The sequence below is a fragment of the Mesorhizobium sp. 10J20-29 genome (assembly GCF_054130485.1).
Genome location: NZ_CP199156.1, coordinates 20,114 through 37,936, shown reverse-complemented (window position 1 = coordinate 37,936; position 17,823 = coordinate 20,114). Strand labels below are relative to the sequence as shown.

Sequence of the window (17,823 nt, the reverse complement as noted above, 5' to 3'; positions counted from 1 at the left end):
ATTGATCCTGACTTGAATCTACGAGCGGGCCGACCGCGCCTCCACATCCAACACGACATTACGCAAGGAAACCAAGAATGCGTGCAGTCCTGCTTAATCAACCCGACGAGGCGCGGGAGAACATGGTCCTCACCAATGTTTCCGAACCCACACCGAAAGCCGGAGAGGCGCTTGTGGCGGTGTCGTTCGCAGGCTGCAACTTTGCTGACACGATGATGCGGCGCGGCACCTATCCGCATCCCAAGGGGTATCCACTCGTAGCCGGACTGGAAATCGCGGGGCGTGTCGTTGCGGTGGGCCACGGGGTCACCGATGTAGACATCGGAGACAGGGTCGCCGGGTTCTCGGAGGATGCAGGTGGCTTTGCCGAATTCTGTACTATTCCGGCGAAGCGTCTGGTGCACATCCCCGACGCGATCGGCCTCGATACGGCTGCTGCTCTTCTGGTCCAAGCCACCACCGCTTGGCACATGCTGCATGCAGTCAGCAGCACCAAACGCGGCGACACGATCTTGGTGCACGCGGTCGGTGGCGGCGTGGGACTCTATCTGACCCAACTTTGCGTTGCAGCGGGGGCGACCGTGATCGGGACAATTGGAACGACCGGCAAAGAACGCCGACCGCTGGAGTACGGCGCCGCGAAAGTAATCAATCGCGTCGACGAGGATTTCGTCGCTGCGGTCATGGAATTCACCGACGGCAAGGGCGTTGACAAGGTCGTCGATTCTACCGGCGGAAGCATTCTCGACCGCAGCTTCGATACGATACGCCTGCTCGGCCATGTCGTCAGCTATGGCGAGGCTGAAGCGAAGCCTTATGCCAATCTGTGGGAACGCCTTGTGCAGCGGTCCCTCACGTTCACGCGCTTCCATCTTGGGCATGTGGATTTCGGATCGGTAGCTTGGAAGAACAGTGTCGCCGACATTCTGGGACGAGTATCACAGGGTACGCTCAAGGTGCCGATCGAAGGGGTATTCCCGCTCGACAGGGTGCAAGAAATGTATGACCGGCTGGAATCGCGGCAAGTGGCGGGAAAGCTGATTCTCCAGATCGCCGATTGAGCCGCAGGGCAGCCACCGAGAAAGTCACCGCTGGCCATGACAACCTGCAGCTGATGAAGAGCCTTTCGTGGCTTCCCAGCTGAGAGTTCTGTTCGCCCACTGGCAAGGCACAGTGCTTGAACGGGCGGCTTCCGATCCAACTAGCGACAGGCAGTGGGGAGGGTTCACTTGCCTCCGCCCGCGCCGAAAGATTTCCTCCGCATTGCGCTTCTGGATCACGTGTCCATGACGGAGGATCGCAGCAGCCCTTGGCCGCTGGCAACCTTAAGTGCAAGTTTGAAGAACGTGTCGCGCTCCTCTTCCGACAGAGGCTCTAGCAGTTCTGCCTGTCGTCGCCGGGACGCCTCGATGAGGTCGGCGAGCAGCGCCCTGCCGGTCTCGGTCACGAGGAGCCGCTTCTCGCGACCGTCGGTGTCGGAAGCTTCCTGGACGATGTAGCCTCGCTGTTCGAGAAGCGAAACGGCGCGGCTGATTGTATTCTGGGGACGCGGGAAGATCTCCCTGATTTCCTTTGCGCGAATTCCCGGAAACCGGTCGATCGCGTAGAGCGCTGACCAAGCTTGGACCGGTATGCGAAACCGGCGTTCGATAAAGCGGTTGGTGACTGCGTTGTTACCGAGAACGATATAGCTGATCACCATCAACTCCCGCAGTTCACCTGCGAAAATCTCGTCCAGCAGTCCGTTGGCGGCATTTGCCATTCGTGTGCCTCCGCGCTGTTCCGCCACCTGGTGCGCTGCGTCATGTGTACCGCCGCGTATGGCATCCGTACATTTCAACCCATATGGATTCAACTTGCCATATCAATCCAGATGGATCAATGTTCGCCTTACGCGTTTCTGGAGGTTGGAATGTTTGCATTGGGCGTCGATGTCGGAGGCACCTTTACGGACCTGGTCCTGGCCAACCTGGCGGATGGATTGGTGACTATCCACAAGACGCCGTCTACCCCGGCCAACCCGGCGGTTGGCGTGGTGGAGGGCATTCGTGGAATTTGCGAGATTGCGGGTGTGACGCCCCAGCAGATCGAGGCGGTCTTCCACGGCACGACGGTTGGCACTAACGCCATGCTCGTCCATGACGGCGCTGTCACCGGGATGATCACCAATGAAGGCTTCAGGGACATTCTCCATATTGGACGCCACCAGCGGCCGCAGCACTACTCGATCATGCAGGACCTGCCTTGGCAGAGCAGACCGCTGATCCGTCGACGCTTTCGCAAGACCGTTGCCGGGCGACTCGATGCCAAGGGCGCCGAGCTTACAGCGCTAGACGAGGACGCCGTAGCTAGGGCCACGCGCGAGCTCGGCGACGCCGGTGTCGAGGCCATCCTCATCGGCTTCCTGTTCTCCTATGTGAACCCGGCCCACGAAAAGCGGGCCGCGGAGATCGTTCGCGACCTCCTGCCGGATGTGTTCGTGACGACGTCGGCCGAAGTGTCGCCCCAGTTCCGCGAGTTTGAACGCTTCACCACGGCGGCCATGTCCGCCTTCATTGGCCCTAAGGTGCGCCGCTACATCAGCAATTTGAGTGATGAATTGCGCAAACTCGGCGTCACGGGCGAACTACGAGTCATGACCTCGAGCGGAGGCTTGGCAACACCCGAGATGATCGCCGACCGTCCCGCCACGACCTTGTTGTCGGGCCTTGTGGCCGGCGTGCGCGGCGGCGCCTGGGTCGGCGAGCACGCAGGGACCGACCGCCTCGTCACGCTCGACATCGGCGGGACGAGCGCCGACATCGGTATCATCCGTGACGGCCGCCTCGCTGAGGCCGATGCGCGTAGCGCCAAGATAGCTGACTTTCCGGTGATGCTGCCGATGATCGACATTCATACGATCGGCGCTGGTGGCGGCTCGATCGCTCACATCGACCGGGGCAAGGCGTTTCGGGTCGGCCCGCAAAGTGCGGGCGCCGATCCCGGACCGGCGGCCTACGGTCGCGGCGGCACTGTGCCCACGGTGACCGACGCCAATCTCGTGCTCGGCCGGCTGGTCGCCGACAATTTCCTGGGTGGCCGCATGTCGCTCGACACTCAGGCATCGGAGCGCGTCATTGGCGAACTTGCGGCAGCGCTCGGGCGCACACCGGAGGAAACCGCCGAAGGTGCCCTGACCGTGCTTAACAGCAACATGGCTAACGCCATCCGCTCGCGGACTGTCCAGAAAGGCATCGATCCGCGCGAGTTCACGCTGGCCGGCTTCGGCGGCGCCGGCCCGCTGCACGCGGCCGAGGTCGCATCGATGCTGGACATGCAGCACGTGCTGATCCCGCCGCATCCAGGCATCACCTCGGCGGTGGGATTGCTGACAGCCGATTTGGAGTATCATGCGCTTCGCACCGCCTTCGCAGTAAAGGGAACGCTCGAGATCAGTCGTCTTCAGGGCCTATTCGACGACATGGAGAAGGAACTCCGAGCGATCTTCGCGCGCGACAAGGTTCCCGCCGCTCGCGTCAGGATGCTGCGTCAGGCTGACCTGCGCTATGTCGGTCAGGGCTACGAGTTGAAGATCGACGTGCCGGACGGACCGCTCGGCGAGGCGTCGCTGGAGACAGTCTGGAAGGCTTTCCACGATCGCCATCGCGAGGAGTACGGACACGCGTTCGAGGCCAGCCCGATCGAGATCGTCACCGTCAAGGTTCGGGGCCTTGGCCTGGTCGACAAGCTGGCCGAGCCGCCGGCCTATACCGCTTCGGGCGAACCGCGGCAGGTGGGCGCGGGACGGTGCGTGTTCCGCTTCGATGACGCGCTGAAGACCTACGACACGCCGCACATCGAGCGAACGTCACTTCCCGTCGACCGCAAGTTCAGCGGCCCGGCGATCCTGCTGCAAACCGACACCACAGCCGTAGTGCCGCCGGGCTGGACTTACTGGGCCGACCGCTTCGGCAATGTGCGCATGTCGCGCGAGAACCGGGCGTAAGGGGAGCCACCATGAAGACCAGAGTCGATCCCTTCCTTGCAGCGGTCATCCATGGAGCGCTGGAGAACATTGCCATCGAGATGGGCCACAAGCTCATGCGTATGAGCTATTCCAGCATCATTCGCGAAAGCGAGGATTTTGGCGCCGCGCTGACCGATGCAACCGGCCGCCAGCTGTGCGAATGCACGATGAGCACGCCCCTGCAGTCCGGGCCGATTCCGGGCTACATCGCCGGCATACTGCGCGAACTCGACAAGCGCCACGACACCGTCAATCCCGGCGACGTGTTCATGCACAACGACCCCTATGGCGGCGCCTCGCACGGACCCGACGTCGGTTTCGTGGTGCCGATCTTTCACAAGGGAGAACTCGCCGGCTTCTCGGTGACGACCGCGCACCATCTCGATATCGGCGCGCTGACGCCGGGCAGTTGCGGTATCGTTGACGCGGTGGACACTTACGCCGAAGGCCTGCAGTTCAAGGCCGTGCGTGTCTACGAAGCCGGCCGTAAGGTGGAACCTGTCTGGCAGATCCTGCGCAGCAACATCCGCATCGCCGATCTCGTCGTTGGCGACATGGAGGCGCAGGTGGCCGCCGCACGCATCGGAGCGGATCGCTACGCAGCGCTCCTCGATCAGTATGGGCTCGACACAGTGACGGGTGCCTACGAAGACCTGCTAGACTATTCGGAACATCTGATGCGCGATGCCATCACGCGCGTCCCCGACGGTCGCTACAACGCCAAGACGTTCATCGACGGCTACTTGGACAGTCCAGATCCGGCCCTCAAGGAACTGCCGATCGAGGTGACGCTTACGGTCAAGGGTTCCGACATCCATGTTGACCTGACCGGAACGGCGCCGCAGACGTCGAACAAGCCAATCAACATGCCGCTGGTAGGGACGGTCGATTGCGCGGTCTGGCTGACCCTGCGCTCGATCCTTCTCGACAGCGACGTCTATGGACCGATCCCGCAAAACAGCGGCCTGACCCGACCGATCACCATCTTCGCGCCGGAAGGGTGTCTTGCCAATCCGATATTTCCGGCACCCGTTATCGCCCGTTTCTGCCCGGGCAATGCCGTTGCCGATACGGTGATGAAAGCAATAGCGCCCGCCGTGCCGCAACAGGTGAGCGCCGGTATCGGCAACCTCCGCGTCATGGCCTTCAGCGGAGTCTCGCAGAACGCGCCCTGGGTGCATATGGAGATCATGGAAGGCGCTTATGGCGGCCGATACGGCAAGGACGGCATGGACGCCGTCGATACGCTCTACGCCAACACGCGCAACAATCCGATCGAGGACATCGAGTCCCATCTGCCGTTGCGCGTGCTCAACTATGAACTGCGCGAGAACGTCGCCGGCGCCGGCGCCTCGCGCGGCGGGATTGGTTCAATACGCTCTTTCGAACTTCTCGAAGACGGCGCCGTATCGATCGAAGGCGATGGGCAGCGCTTCCGCCCTTGGGGGTTCCTCGGCGGCGCGGATGGCTCACCTGCTAAGGTGGAACTCGCGCATGCGGGCGGCGGCGTCGACGATCTGCCGTCTAAAATTCCCTACCGCCATCTGGCGAAGGGGGATCGCATCACCGCCTACGGCCCGTGCGGCGGTGGATACGGCAATCCGCACGAGCGCGACCCGCAGGCCGTGCTCGACGATGTTCTGGACGGACTGATCGACGCTGAAAAGGCGCGGTCGGATTACGCAGTCGCTATCACCGGCGCCACGGTAGACGCCGCCGCTACGCTGGCACTACGAACAAGCAATAACGGGAACTTCGGCGTTTCACAGAGGAGAGACAGATGACACGCACGGCAATCATTACGGGGCTGGCATCCGCAGTTGTGCTGGCCGGGCTGTTGCCCGCTTCGGCTCAGGAAGGGGTCGTCAAGGCCAAGGAGAATATCGCCAACTATTCGGGCATTCCTGACTTCGTCGCGGCCGGCGAACCATTCGACGCCAAGGCCTGCATGGCTGGGAAGAAGATATTCACGATCCCAGCTTCGAGCGCGATCCCATTCATCAAGACGATCAGCGACCAAAAGTCGAAGGTCGCTGCCGAACTCGGGTTTGAGCACATGGAATGGGAAAACCAGGGCAACCCGACACAGTGGATCCAGGGTATGGAGTTCGCAGCCAATAACGGCTTCGACCTTGTCAGCCTGTTGGCCGGCGCTGATCCACGTTTCTTCGAGCCGCAGGTCATGCAGACCCAGGCCAAGGGTTTGAAGGTCGTAACGTCGCATCTGACCGGCCTAGAGCAGAACCCTCCGGCGGGCGTCGATGCGGCGGTCGCCATCGACTACCGCAAGGCGGGTGAACTGATGGCCGACTGGACGATTGCAAAGACAAGTGGCAAGACAAATGCGCTGGTCATTGTGTCCAACGAAGCGCTGTCGACGGATTCGATCGTCAGCGGTCTCAAGGAGGCCTTCGATACCAGGTGCCCGGACTGCAAGTACGAGATCGTCAACGTGCCGATCACCGACTGGGCAACGAAGATCCAGCCGACCGTTGCCGGTGCGCTCCAAGCCAATGCGGAGCTGAACTACGTCATTCCGATCTATGACAGCATGTCGACCTTCGTGACGCCTGCGATCGCCATTGCCGGGCGCAATGACGCGGTAAAGGTCGCGACATTCAATGGTACCCCCTTCGTTCTTGACCTGATTCGGGCAGGCGACGTCGAGATGGATATCGGCGAAAACCTCGACTGGATCGCCCACGCCATGCTTGATGCCGAGATGCGCCTACTCTGCGGCAAGGAGACGATCCGCGACTCCAAGGTTCCGTTGCGTGTCTTCGATTCCGCCAACATTGCTGAGGCCGGCGATCCGGCCGATGCCGCCATGGGTTACGGCGATGCCTATGTCGCGGGCTATCGCAAGCTCTGGCAGATAGCCGAGTGAGCAGCACGCCCGTCCCACGACTGAAGCTCAAAGGGTTGACGAAGTCCTTTGGCGGGGTCCACGCGCTGTCGCGCGCGGACCTCGCGGTAATGCCAGGAGAGATACTCGGGCTCCTCGGCAAGAACGGTTCGGGCAAGTCGACACTCATCAAGATACTTTCCGGCTTTCACAAGCCGGACGAAGGCTCCCTCGAAATCGACGGAAGGCCGGTACAGCTGCCCATTCCACTTGGCAACAGCGAGAAGATCGGTCTTTCCTTCGTGCACCAGAACTTGGGCCTTCTGGCCGAGGCGACGGTCCTTGAAAACTTTATCGCGGGCGACCATCAGCGGGTGAACTCCCTGTTCATCGACTGGAACGCCGAGTCGGCACGCGCCAGACGGCTGTTCGAGCGCAATCATCTCGATCTCGACCCGCGGGCAATCGTCGACAGTCTTTCGCCAGTCAAGCGGGCGCAACTTGCAATAGTTCGCGCAGCTGATCGGATCGACGCGCATGCCGAGCATGGTTCGCCGGGTCTGCTTGTTCTCGACGAGCCGACGCCCTTCCTGCCAGCGGCAGATGTGCGCGAACTCTTCACAATGATGCGACGGCTGAGGGAGACGGGCGTCAGCATCATCTTCGTCTCCCACGACATCGACGAGGTTATGACGATCACCGACCGCGCAACGGTGCTGCGCGATGGCCATGTCATCGACACTTTCGACATGGCTCAGACCAGTCGCGCGCATATCGTCGAGGCAATTGTCGGGCGGGCCGTTGCGCAGGAGCGGATGGTCGCAGATGCACTGCCCGCACAGTACGCGGCCTCGAATGTCGTCGGGCTCTCGGGCAAGACAATCAGCAATCTCGACATCCATGTCGCGCCCGGAGAGATCCTCGGACTGACCGGGCTGATCGGCTCCGGCTATGACGACGTGCCCTATCTGCTGGCCGGTGCGCAAAAGGCAATCGACGGCAGGCTTGAGATCGGCGATATTGTCCACAATCTCGCTACGATGACCCCGTTCGCGGCGATCGCCGCCGGCATCGTGTTCATTCCGGCCGATCGGCAGAAGCTCGGGCTCGCACTCGATCTGAGCCTGACCGAGAACGCGATGCTGCCGATGGCGGCGCGCGGCGACGATCGCTTCCTTCTGAGACATGGCGCCCGCGAAACGATGACCGCCGAGTTGATGCGTGCCTTCGTGGTGAAGGCAGAAACGCCGTGGCAGGCGGCGTCGGAACTTTCCGGCGGCAACCAGCAAAAACTGTTGCTTGGAAAATGGCTGCAGCTTGCACCGCGCCTGATCCTGCTGGACGAGCCGACACAGGGCATTGATGTCGGTGCGCGCCGGGAGATATACGACCGCCTGCTTCAAGCCTGCGCTCAGGGCGCCGCGATAATCTGCGCGACATCGGAATTCGAACAACTCGAAATGATCGCGCATCGGGTCCTGGTCTTCGAGCGCGGCCGCATAAAGACCGAACTGACTGGCAGCGAGGTCAGCAAGGCCACGATCGAAGCCGCCTGCTACGGGGAGACGCGCGCACATGCATCGGCGTAGGGAATCCCATGCCTAGATTCGGTCACCAACTCGAACGTTTCGGCCTGCTCCTGGTTTGGCTGGTGGTCATCGCCCTGTTCGGCATGATGCGCCCCGACACTTTCCTCAGCTGGTCGAACTTCTCGTCGATCTTCGGGTCGGAGGCAGTCTTGGTGATCGTCACGCTCGGACTGATCATTCCGCTGACGGCCGGCGACTTCGACCTGTCGATTGCCCAGACATTGACCTTTGTGTCGATGCTGACGGCACTGCTCAGTGCGCGCATGGGCATACCGCTCGGCTATATCATACCGGTCGCGCTTGCTGCCGGCGCGGTCGTCGGTCTGGTCAACGGCGCCATCACTCTCTATTTTCGGGTGCATTCGCTTATCGTCACGCTGGGCGTTGGGACGTTTCTCCACGGCATCACTCTGTGGATGAGTGACAGCCAGACGATCAGCGGCGTCTCTCGCACGTTGATGCAATACGTGATCATCAACCGTATCGCGGGCATCCCGATCAGCTTCTACTATGCGATCGTTCTCGCTGCGATCATCTGGTACGTCCTGTCCTACACCGTATTTGGTCAGCAATTGCTCTTCACCGGCCGGGGGCGCGAGGTCGGGCGGCTAACCGGGGTGGCCGTCGGACGCGTTCGCATGAGCGCCTTCGTTGCCTCCGGTGTGCTGGGCGCGATTGCCGGGGTCATCTACACCGGCACCACGGGTTCGGCCAATCCGACCTCGGGAACGACCTTGCTGCTCCCTGCCTTCGCAGCCGCGTTTCTCGGCGCCACCTGCATCAAACCCGGACGGTTCAATGCCTGGGGCTCGGTGATTGCGGTCTACTTCCTCGTTACCGGCATTAACGGCCTGTCCGTGCTTGGCTTCCGGACCTTTGTCCACGACCTGTTTTACGGCGGCGCCTTGGTGCTTGCGGTGATGATCTCGCAGCTCGTCAGCGGGCGAAAGGAGCGCGTTCTTTGAATCACTCCCTCAAGAAAATCCCAGCGTCACTGGGCATCGACGTCGACAGGCTGTGGGCGCGGCACATGGAAATGGCCAAGATCGGCGCCATCGCCGGCGACGGCAATTGCCGCCTGGCGATGTCGGCCGAAGACGCTCAGGCCCGCGACCTGCTTGCATCATGGTGCCGCGACGCTGGACTTGATCTCCATGTCGACCGGGCCGGAAACATGTTCGCTGTGCGTGCCGGAACCGAGCCGGCACGAGCGGTTATTGCATCGGGCAGCCACCTTGACACGCAGCCCCATGGCGGCCGTTTCGATGGTATATCGGGCGTCCTGGCGGCGCTTGAGGTGGTCGAAACGCTGAACGATGCCGGTGTGCAAACGGCCGCGCCGATCGCTGTCGTGAACTGGACGAACGAGGAGGGTGTTCGTTATGCGCCTGGCCTCCTGGGGTCAGCCTGGTATGCGGGCCTGATCGACGACGAACGTCTTGCCAGTGTGCGCGCCGTCGATGGCACGCTGTTCGAGGAGGAGGCGCGACGGCGCGGCTGGCTCGGCGATCGACCAGAAAAATTTGAGATGGGCGCTTTTGTCGAGCTTCACATCGAACAGGGACCCGTACTTGAGCGCGAGGGACTGCAAGTTGGGATCGTAACGTCGGTGCAAGGTCTGAAATGGCTGGACGTTGAAGTCGACGGCATGGACGCGCATGCCGGCACGACGCCGCTCGACCAAAGGCAAGATGCGCTTCTTGCCTCGGCGCGGATGCTGGTCGCGCTCCACGACGCTGGCCGCCGCTGCGGTTCCGCCGCGCGCGTGAGCGTCGGCCGGCTCCGCACGGCAACTGATGGGCCGAGCACGATTGTCGGCGAAGCGTCCTTCGTCATCGACATTCGCCATCCCGACTCGGCCACGCTTGCGAAACTCTGCGAAGAATGTGCGACCCTTTGCAGGGAAATCGGCAAGGAATCGGGATGCGCTGTGGGCGTAGAAGAGCGGATTTCGGTGCCGCCGGTTGAGTTCGAGGCGGTCTGTGTCGATGTTCTTGAACGTGGAGCCGCCGACCGCGGATATGCCTATCGCCGCATGACCAGCGGCGCGCTGCACGACGCTGCCAATGTCGCCAAGGTTGCGCCGACGGCGATGTTGTTCGTGCCGTGCCGTGACGGTATCAGTCATAATGTTCGGGAGTACGCCTCGCCGGAAGATCTTGAGGCCGGGGCAAATGTGCTCCTTGATGCGATATACGCCTTGGCAAGATAGACACAAACGACCAAGGCAAAGCCTCCTCGCTGCCTGCGGATCGCATGGACACCTCAATTTCTGCGGACCATCACGAGTAGATTTCGGCTAAGATCAGACTTGGGGAGCGCAGCCCACCGCCCTTATCGCGGCTTCCTGAGAACCATCGCTCTGAATCAGATGGGCCTGGGTCGTGCCTGCAGTATCTGCCTCCCGCGCACCCATTCCGACGGCGGGCGATAATGCGTCCGACATGCCGCCACCCGCCGGCTGAATGCCAAGCACGACGCTATCGTTGCCACGCGCGACGACGCGAAGGGACCTCTCTTCGGACTGCACCGTCCTGGCGTCACGTTAGCGGCGAAGGGATGAGTCGATGAACCAATCAAGGTAATTCCACCCCGACGCAGCGGGCGGTATTGCGAATGTGGCTTGCCATGGCCTTTGCCGCCAACTTTGCATCGCGTTGGCGAAGCGCGGCCACTATACGTCTGTGCTCGCCGATGGATTCGCGCATACGTGCTGGTGCGGTGACTGGGATCGGCTGGATCTGGGTGGCGGTCAGTCGGTCGCGCACCGAATGATAGAGGTCTACGAGCATCCTGTTGGGACAGGCGGAAGCGATGATCAGGTGGAATTGCAGGTCGGCCTCGACGTTCGCAAGCAGATCTCCGGCTTCCCAATGGCGCTCCATGTTGTCGGTTTCCAAGTCCAGCCTTTGCAGATCGGTCTCAGACATGAAACTGGCGGAGAGGCCGACGATCTGGCCCTCCAACATCAATCGCGTCTGAAAGACTTCGGCGACTGGGTAACTTTCGCTATAGCGCCAACGTGCCATGTGTCGGGAATTGGCAGAGCGTTCCGGGCTGACGAAGGTGCCGCGACCGGGTTCTGTTCGTAGAAGCCCGATCGCCTCCAGTGTCAGCAATGCCTCGCGAAGCGATGCGCGGCTGACCTTGAGCGTCTCAGAGAAGATGCGTTGGGAGGGCACTTTCTCGCCGGCCTTCAACTCGCCGCTCAAGATCATGCCTTGGATCTTGCGAGCTACGGCTTGGGTCACTGGCGTGCGCGACAGCATCAATTTTTCCCTCGTTGAACCTTAGATGGCTGGGATCACCTTGGTCGATAGCCGATCCCAGCCCCCAGCGGAACGCCTTGCATTTCCGTATGACGCGTGATTGTCTGGTCAGACTGGTCTGACCGGTCTAACCAATTTTACTGCTCGGAACCACCAACACAAGGGGAATCGAATGAACAAAAAGCACTTCTGGCGAACACTGCTGGCCTCGGGAGCACTCGCTCTTGCCACTCTGACGCCCACATTTTCACAAGCCGAAGAGTTGAACGTCGGCGCCAATGTCGGCAACGTTCCCTGGGAGTTCCAGGATGCCAGCGGCAACACGGTCGGCTTCGAGATCGACCTCATGACCGAAGTCGGCAAGCGTCTCGGCATGGACGTGAAATTCACCAACATCCCCTTCCAGGGTCTCTTCGCGGCCGTTCAGTCAGGCCAGATCGATGCGGCCGTATCGTCGATCACCATCACCAAGAAGCGCCTGGAATCGGTAAGCTTCGCGCAGCCCTACTACGACAGCGACCAGTCGCTGACCGTGAAGGCCGACAGCGGCATCGAGGGCCTCGCTGGCATGGAAGGCAAGACCGTTGGCGTCGACACCGGCTCGACCGGCGACATCTGGGTGACCGAACACCTAGCCGAGACCAAGATTGCCACCGTCAACAAGTATGAGGGCCTGACACCCGCCATGCTGGACCTGCAGGCTGGCCGCATCGACGGCTACGTCTCCGACATTCCCGCACTTCTCTACTACGTGAAGGACAAGCCGCAGTTCAAAGTGGTCGAACGCATCAAGACCACCGAGCAATACTCGGTGATGTTCAACAAAGACGCTCCGTTGGCGAGCAAGGTCAACGACGTCATCACCGAGATGAAGAAGGACGGAACGCTGGCGACAATCCATGAGACGTGGTTCGGCACAAAGCCCGATGAAGGGCTCGCCACCTCGACCGTGATGGATATGCCCAAGCTCTGATACCGGCCATCATCAGGACAGGGGGTCGCGCCAATGCGGCCCCTGTCTGTCGGAAGGGGGGCTGAATGTCAGTTTTCGATACGTTCCTGAACTACCGCGTCTTCGTCGATACACTTCCGCTGATCCTGAGCGGCCTGATGACGACGCTGACCCTGGGTTTTACATGCATCGTCATCGGTTTCGTCGCCGGTGTGTTTCTGGCCATGCTGAGGCTTTATGGACCCGGCCCTGTACGCTTCCTCGCGGTCGCCTATATTGACGTGCTGCGCTCGATCCCCGTGCTAGTGCTGCTCTTCGTAGTCTATTACGCGCTACCCTTTGCCGGTATCCGGCTTACCTCGTTCACCTCGGCTACAGCCGCCATCTCCATGGTATCTGCCGCCTATTCCGCCGAGATCGTCCGCGCCGGCATCGAGGCGATCCCAAAGGGCCAGTTCGAAGCCGCCCGGGCCCTTGGACTGCATTTTGCTACGACGATGCGCAAGGTGATCCTGCCGCAGGCCATCCGCATCGTCGTGCCCCCGCTGACCTCGAATGCCATCAACGTCATGAAGGACACGGCGCTTGCGTCAGTGGTGGCGATGCCTGATCTCCTGAAGCAGGCCAACCAGGCGCAAGCCTTGGCTGCCAATCCAACGCCGCTGATTGTTGCCGCGGTCATATACCTCATCATCCTGCTGCCGCTCGTACGTCTGGTTGGCGTGTTCGAAAAGCACCTTTCCCGACCAAGCCGCTGAACCATTCCGCGAGGACCTATGCCGCTAGATATTGACTTTGTTCGCTCCCAGTTTCCTGCGCTCTCGGGCGGCTGGGCCTTTTTCGACAATGCCGGCGGATCGCAGGTACTTCGGACCGTAGCCGAGCGTGTGTCGGACTACCTTCTGACGACCAGCGTGCAGACTGGGGCAAGCTATGAAATCTCGCAGCAGGCCACTACACGTGTGGCTGAGGCGCGCTCACGTATGGCCCAAATGGTCGGAGCAATCCGACCGGAGGAGATCGTGTTTGGCCACTCGACCACCGTGCTGGTTCGCTTCCTGGCGACGGCCATGGCCAGCCAATTCGCTCCTGGCGACGAGGTTGTCGTCACCGATTTCGACCATGAATCCAATATCGGTCCATGGATGATCCTCAAGGAGCGGGGCGTGATTTTCCGCACATGGGAGATCGACCGCGACACGCTGACGCTAGATCTCGACGCGTTGGATCGGCTCATGGGGCCGCGCACCAAGTTGGTCTGCGTAACCCACGCCTCCAACATTCTGGGCACCATCAACCCGATCCGGAAGATCGCGGATTTCGTACACGCACGCGGCGCACGTATTTGCGTCGACGGCGTCGCTTATGCGCCGCACCGTGCCATCGATGTCCAAGCGCTGGACGTCGATTTCTACGTCTTTTCTCTCTACAAGACCTACGGCCCCCATCTGGCGATAATGTACGGTCGTTATGAGGATCTATTGGAGCTAGACGGCCTCTATCACTACTTCTACGGCAAGGACAAAATCTCCGCCAAACTTGAGCCTGGCAACCCGAACTATGAGCTTGCCTGGGGCAGTGTCGGCATCGTCGAATATCTGGAGACACTCGGCGCCGGCGCCGGACGAGAGGCGATCGAGCGGGGTTTTGACGACATTGCCGAGCACGAGACTGTTATTGGCGAAATGCTGCTGTCATGGCTGCGCACACGCAATGACGTGAAGATCATCGGAGAACGTGACTGTACGGCAGCCCTGCGCGTTCCGACGATCTCGTTCTGTGTCGACGGCAAGTCACCCGCCGAAATCGTCAGCGCCGTCGACCAGCACAAGATCGGCGTGCGTTACGGCGATTTCCACTCACGCAGATTGGTTGAAGCGCTCGGTCTCGCCCCAGCTGGCCCGATTCGTGTATCCATGGTGCACTACAATACATGCGCAGAAGTTGATCGATTGATCGAGGTCCTTGACGGGAGTATTTCGCGCTAGGGTCTTCATAACATGAAGGAAACTCCGATATTGACAGTATCGGAGATTCTTCAGAATCCAATAATGTTTCGCGCCAGCAAACCTTTTCCATCGGTGACTAAAGGCGCGCCTAGTTGAAATGATCGCAGTTCGAGGATTGGACGGCAACGAATTTCTAGGCGGATAATTTCTGGGCTGCTTCGAAAGTACCGGAACGGACTTCGTTTGGTCATGGCTTGAACCTACGGGACGGGCCTACCTGGCTCAAGTCGGTTTACTTGTCAGGACCAACCGAGATGCTCAGAAGGCGTTGCTCGATAGTTTCTGCCGGGTCGCCCAATGGGCCTTGTCAGCGCAAAATGACTTGAGACGGGGAGGGACGATTTATAGCTTCTGCTGATGAGATATCCGTTCCGAGAGAACCAACCCGAGCCGCTGCTTTTACCTGTGCGGCTTCCTCTCGGCGACGCTTGCGCTCGCGCATGATTGTGTAAAGCCCGGTGGCGATGATGATGCAGGCGCCGATGAGCGTGTAGACATCGGGAAATTCGTCGAAGACAAGCATTCCAACGACTGCGGAAAACACCAGTCGCGAATAGCGGAATGGCGTTACCACCGAGATTTCGCCGATGCGGGTTGCCTCGGTTAACGCCCAGTAGGCCAAGACGCCAACCGCCAGGGCGCCGGTTAGATACCCAGCCTCCCAAACTGTAGGCATCACCGCACCTCCGTCAACGGCGAGAAGCGCGATGCCTGAGACCCCGACTGAAAAGAAACCCCAGGCCGACAATTGCAGAGACGAGATTGCTTTCGGCACCTTCCGGCTTGCCAGATCGCGTATTGCCAGACTGGCGACGCCTGCCACAGCCCAAATCACTTCCAAATCAAACCCATCCGTGCCCGGTTGGATGACCAGTAGAACCCCACAGAATCCGACTAGAATGGCTGTCCATCGGCGCCGGCCTACCGCCTCACCAAGCACCAGCGCTGCTCCCATGGTCACCAGCAGCGGCGTCGCTTGCAGTATCGTGGTGGCGGTAGCGAGCGGAATCAGGGTCAGTGCTGTGACAAAGCACACTCCCCCGAGCATTTCACTCATGTTCCTCAAGATTACGGCCGGATGAAAAAAACCCTTTGAGATCATTCGCGTGCCGGTCAAGCCGGCATAGATCGCAAAAATTAAGGCACCCGCAGACCCCAGAACCAGCAAAATCTGGCCCACCGGTAGGCCGGAAGCCACCAGTTTGATAAACATGTCCTCAGCGGCGAAACCCAGCATCCCCAGGACCATCAGGATTATGCCGCGCATATTGTCCATGGAACTCAGTCCGGGTTGGCTGGTGTTGCGACGCGCGCTGAAACGACGGCTTGGCGTCCCTACTCCGTTTGATCGCCTCGGGAAACCCTTTGTTGGGTCTAGTCAGAGACGGTTCCTTGTGTGGGGCAGGGCGGTCACGAGGGGGCATCGACGTCTGCCACGAGACGGTGCGGCATGCGTACAGAAACCGCCGTGCCGGCCCCGCCATCGGACACTCCCGGGAAGACGTATGGACTTCTGCTGTTCGACGCTCGTGCTATCGATACCACCCCGAAAGCTCTCCTGAGGCACCAATTCGAGCCGCTGCCTATGCCGATCGTTCAATCAGCGTCAGCCTGACGCTGACAGGTTACTGTTTTGCTGACAATGTAGTTCCAAAGGAGGATGCAATGGACCGTCTGCGACTTGGGGTAATCGGCCTTGGCTGGTTCGGCGAAATCCACGCGGAAACCGTGGCCGGCATTCCCAACCTGGAACTGGCCGCACTGTGTACCAGGACGCCAGAGCGGCTTGCCGACATGGGCAAAAAGTTCGGTGTGCGGAAGCTCTTCCGCGACTACAATGAGATGCTCGCCGACCCGGACATCGATGCGGTGTCGATATGCACCATGTGGGACCAGCACAAGGAGCCGGCTATCGCCGCCCTGGAGGCCGGAAAGCATGTCTTTCTTGAGAAACCGATCGCCTCGACCGTGGAGGACGCGCGAGCTATCACCGCAGCCTCGAAAGACGCCAAGGGCGTGCTCTACATCGGCCATATCGTCCGCTTCAATCCACGCTACCGCATGGCCAAGCAGGCCATCGATGAAGGCCGGATAGGCAAGATCGTCGCGCTGTCATCGCGGCGCAACATTCCAGCGGCGTGGACACCGACCATCCTGGACAAGATTGGACCGATCGTGGGTGACGCCATCCACGACACCGACATCATGCTCTGGTTCACGGGTGATCGCATAGTCTCGGCCTACTCTCAGACTGTCGACGTTCGCGGGCTCAAGCACCCCGATATCGGTCAGACCATGTACCGCTTCGCCGGCGGTGCCAGCGCCACACTGGAAACCGTCTGGTGCATGCCCGACAAGACGCCGTTCGACATTGACGAGCGAATGTCGATCATCGGCACCGAGGGCATCATCCATGTCCAGGACACGTTTCCGAACCTGGGCATAGTCGACGGCAACAAGCTTCACTCGCCCGACACCACCTATTGGCCGATGTTCGATGGTGTGCGTGGCGGCGCGCTGAGGGATGAGTTCAGCTATTTTGCCTCCTGTGCGCAATCGGGCAAGGCTGTCACCATCGGCACGGCCGAGGATGCGACGGCCGCACTTGAGGCGACGCTAGCCGCCGAGGCGTCGGCGAGCACCGGCAATGTCGTGAGGATCGGCTGATGTTGGAGTATGTATTCGATCATGTCGGCATAACCACGACCGAGGAGCAGCCTGAGGAAGACTGGGTCGAAGCCAGCAAGATCTGGGTGACTAATCCGCGCAATCACCCCGAGCACATCGAATTCCTTCGCTACCGCGAAGACAGCACCGTGCCGGCGGCGGTGCGTGACAATCCGCATGTTGCCTATCGGGTCAAGGAACTCGCGCCCTATCTCAAGGACGCCGAGGTATTGATCGAGCCTTTCGTTGTCGGTGACTTTCTCGAGGTCGTGTTTGTGCGAAAGCACGGCATGGTTTTCGAGTACATGCGCTACCTCAAGGACGGCTGGTTTAACAAATAAACGGCGCCTCGCATCCGACGAGGGACCGTCGTGCGGCCTACGGCACCGTACCGCATCGATCCTTCACCAATTTCACCGTCTTGAGCCTCAACTTTCGAACCTCACTAGGAGACTCGGCGGGGAACCTCCCCTAATGCAAATCGGG

General features: G+C 60.6%; 15 protein-coding genes. 12 read left to right on the top strand and 3 right to left on the bottom strand.

Going from position 1 to position 17,823, the window contains the following annotated elements; translation table 11 throughout:
• Positions 1 to 77: 77 nt before the first annotated feature.
• Complete coding sequence (locus tag ACT2BZ_RS00160) at positions 78 to 1,061, top strand: quinone oxidoreductase family protein (protein WP_457938404.1); 984 nt, start codon at positions 78 to 80, stop codon at positions 1,059 to 1,061.
• A 215-nt stretch (positions 1,062 to 1,276) separates the two neighbouring features.
• Here the strand turns inward: ACT2BZ_RS00160 and ACT2BZ_RS00155 are convergent, their stop codons facing one another.
• Positions 1,277 to 1,762: a MarR family winged helix-turn-helix transcriptional regulator gene (locus ACT2BZ_RS00155; RefSeq protein ID WP_457938403.1), complete on the bottom strand. Its 486-nt coding sequence runs from the start codon at positions 1,760 to 1,762 to the stop codon at positions 1,277 to 1,279.
• Between the two features lie 150 nt (positions 1,763 to 1,912).
• On the opposite strand from ACT2BZ_RS00155, the gene ACT2BZ_RS00150 reads away from it, so the two are divergent.
• The 6 genes from ACT2BZ_RS00150 to ACT2BZ_RS00125 are packed head-to-tail and all read left to right on the top strand — an operon-like array spanning position 1,913 to position 10,652.
• Positions 1,913 to 3,985, top strand: coding sequence for a hydantoinase/oxoprolinase family protein (locus ACT2BZ_RS00150; RefSeq protein ID WP_457938402.1), 2,073 nt, complete (start codon positions 1,913 to 1,915; stop codon positions 3,983 to 3,985).
• Between the two features lie 11 nt (positions 3,986 to 3,996).
• Entirely contained in the window at positions 3,997 to 5,790 is a 1,794-nt protein-coding gene (locus tag ACT2BZ_RS00145; RefSeq protein ID WP_457938400.1) for a hydantoinase B/oxoprolinase family protein, read from the top strand.
• Complete coding sequence (locus ACT2BZ_RS00140) at positions 5,787 to 6,893, top strand: sugar ABC transporter substrate-binding protein (RefSeq protein WP_457938399.1); 1,107 nt, start codon at positions 5,787 to 5,789, stop codon at positions 6,891 to 6,893. Before ACT2BZ_RS00145 ends, ACT2BZ_RS00140 begins: the two co-directional genes overlap by 4 nt.
• The gene (locus tag ACT2BZ_RS00135; protein WP_457938397.1) at positions 6,890 to 8,440 is read left to right on the top strand and encodes a sugar ABC transporter ATP-binding protein; all 1,551 of its coding nucleotides are present in this window, start codon (positions 6,890 to 6,892) and stop codon (positions 8,438 to 8,440) included. Before ACT2BZ_RS00140 ends, ACT2BZ_RS00135 begins: the two co-directional genes overlap by 4 nt.
• 8 nt (positions 8,441 to 8,448) lie before the next feature.
• Positions 8,449 to 9,405, top strand: coding sequence for an ABC transporter permease (locus ACT2BZ_RS00130; RefSeq protein ID WP_457938395.1), 957 nt, complete (start codon positions 8,449 to 8,451; stop codon positions 9,403 to 9,405).
• Positions 9,402 to 10,652, top strand: a complete 1,251-nt coding sequence (locus ACT2BZ_RS00125; RefSeq protein ID WP_457938393.1) for a M20 family metallo-hydrolase — start codon at positions 9,402 to 9,404, stop codon at positions 10,650 to 10,652. The genes ACT2BZ_RS00130 and ACT2BZ_RS00125 overlap by 4 nt, the downstream gene beginning before the upstream one ends.
• Before the next feature lie 364 nt (positions 10,653 to 11,016).
• Here ACT2BZ_RS00125 and ACT2BZ_RS00120 read toward each other — a convergent pair whose 3' ends face one another.
• Positions 11,017 to 11,709 carry a FadR/GntR family transcriptional regulator gene (locus tag ACT2BZ_RS00120; protein ID WP_457938392.1) on the bottom strand — a complete coding sequence of 231 codons (693 nt, stop codon included), beginning with the start codon at positions 11,707 to 11,709 and terminating at the stop codon, positions 11,017 to 11,019.
• A 172-nt stretch (positions 11,710 to 11,881) separates the two neighbouring features.
• Between ACT2BZ_RS00120 and ACT2BZ_RS00115 the strand changes: the two genes are divergently transcribed.
• The 3 genes from ACT2BZ_RS00115 to ACT2BZ_RS00105 all read left to right on the top strand — a co-directional run bounded on the left by ACT2BZ_RS00115 (position 11,882) and on the right by ACT2BZ_RS00105 (position 14,649).
• Positions 11,882 to 12,682 (top strand): transporter substrate-binding domain-containing protein, encoded by an 801-nt coding sequence (locus ACT2BZ_RS00115; RefSeq protein WP_457938391.1) that lies wholly within the window; start codon positions 11,882 to 11,884, stop codon positions 12,680 to 12,682.
• 65 nt (positions 12,683 to 12,747) lie between these two features.
• Positions 12,748 to 13,419 carry an amino acid ABC transporter permease gene (locus tag ACT2BZ_RS00110; RefSeq protein ID WP_457938389.1) on the top strand — a complete coding sequence of 224 codons (672 nt, stop codon included), beginning with the start codon at positions 12,748 to 12,750 and terminating at the stop codon, positions 13,417 to 13,419.
• Between the two features lie 18 nt (positions 13,420 to 13,437).
• Positions 13,438 to 14,649 (top strand): cysteine desulfurase-like protein, encoded by a 1,212-nt coding sequence (locus tag ACT2BZ_RS00105; protein WP_457938388.1) that lies wholly within the window; start codon positions 13,438 to 13,440, stop codon positions 14,647 to 14,649.
• A gap of 328 nt (positions 14,650 to 14,977) precedes the next feature.
• Here the strand turns inward: ACT2BZ_RS00105 and ACT2BZ_RS00100 are convergent, their stop codons facing one another.
• A complete protein-coding gene (locus tag ACT2BZ_RS00100; protein WP_457938386.1) occupies positions 14,978 to 15,946 on the bottom strand; it encodes a DMT family transporter in 969 nt (322 codons plus the stop codon).
• A gap of 389 nt (positions 15,947 to 16,335) precedes the next feature.
• Between ACT2BZ_RS00100 and ACT2BZ_RS00095 the strand changes: the two genes are divergently transcribed.
• A complete protein-coding gene (locus ACT2BZ_RS00095) occupies positions 16,336 to 17,337 on the top strand; it encodes a Gfo/Idh/MocA family protein (RefSeq protein WP_457938384.1) in 1,002 nt (333 codons plus the stop codon).
• Positions 17,337 to 17,678, top strand: a complete 342-nt coding sequence (locus tag ACT2BZ_RS00090) for a hypothetical protein (RefSeq protein WP_457938382.1) — start codon at positions 17,337 to 17,339, stop codon at positions 17,676 to 17,678. The genes ACT2BZ_RS00095 and ACT2BZ_RS00090 overlap by 1 nt, the downstream gene beginning before the upstream one ends.
• The last annotated feature ends 145 nt before the right edge of the window (positions 17,679 to 17,823 follow it).

Excerpts from the sequence above, each read along its gene's own strand:
- ACT2BZ_RS00160 (WP_457938404.1), top strand. The coding sequence starts at position 78 with ATGCGTGCAGTCCTGCTTAATCAACCCGACGAGGCGCGGGAGAACATG.
- ACT2BZ_RS00155 (WP_457938403.1), bottom strand. The coding sequence starts at position 1,762 with ATGGCAAATGCCGCCAACGGACTGCTGGACGAGATTTTCGCAGGTGAA.
- ACT2BZ_RS00150 (WP_457938402.1), top strand. The coding sequence starts at position 1,913 with ATGTTTGCATTGGGCGTCGATGTCGGAGGCACCTTTACGGACCTGGTC.
- ACT2BZ_RS00145 (WP_457938400.1), top strand. The coding sequence starts at position 3,997 with ATGAAGACCAGAGTCGATCCCTTCCTTGCAGCGGTCATCCATGGAGCG.
- ACT2BZ_RS00140 (WP_457938399.1), top strand. The coding sequence starts at position 5,787 with ATGACACGCACGGCAATCATTACGGGGCTGGCATCCGCAGTTGTGCTG.
- ACT2BZ_RS00130 (WP_457938395.1), top strand. The coding sequence starts at position 8,449 with ATGCCTAGATTCGGTCACCAACTCGAACGTTTCGGCCTGCTCCTGGTT.
- ACT2BZ_RS00120 (WP_457938392.1), bottom strand. The coding sequence starts at position 11,709 with ATGCTGTCGCGCACGCCAGTGACCCAAGCCGTAGCTCGCAAGATCCAA.
- ACT2BZ_RS00115 (WP_457938391.1), top strand. The coding sequence starts at position 11,882 with ATGAACAAAAAGCACTTCTGGCGAACACTGCTGGCCTCGGGAGCACTC.
- ACT2BZ_RS00110 (WP_457938389.1), top strand. The coding sequence starts at position 12,748 with ATGTCAGTTTTCGATACGTTCCTGAACTACCGCGTCTTCGTCGATACA.
- ACT2BZ_RS00105 (WP_457938388.1), top strand. The coding sequence starts at position 13,438 with ATGCCGCTAGATATTGACTTTGTTCGCTCCCAGTTTCCTGCGCTCTCG.
- ACT2BZ_RS00100 (WP_457938386.1), bottom strand. The coding sequence starts at position 15,946 with ATGGACAATATGCGCGGCATAATCCTGATGGTCCTGGGGATGCTGGGT.
- ACT2BZ_RS00095 (WP_457938384.1), top strand. The coding sequence starts at position 16,336 with ATGGACCGTCTGCGACTTGGGGTAATCGGCCTTGGCTGGTTCGGCGAA.
- ACT2BZ_RS00090 (WP_457938382.1), top strand. The coding sequence starts at position 17,337 with ATGTTGGAGTATGTATTCGATCATGTCGGCATAACCACGACCGAGGAG.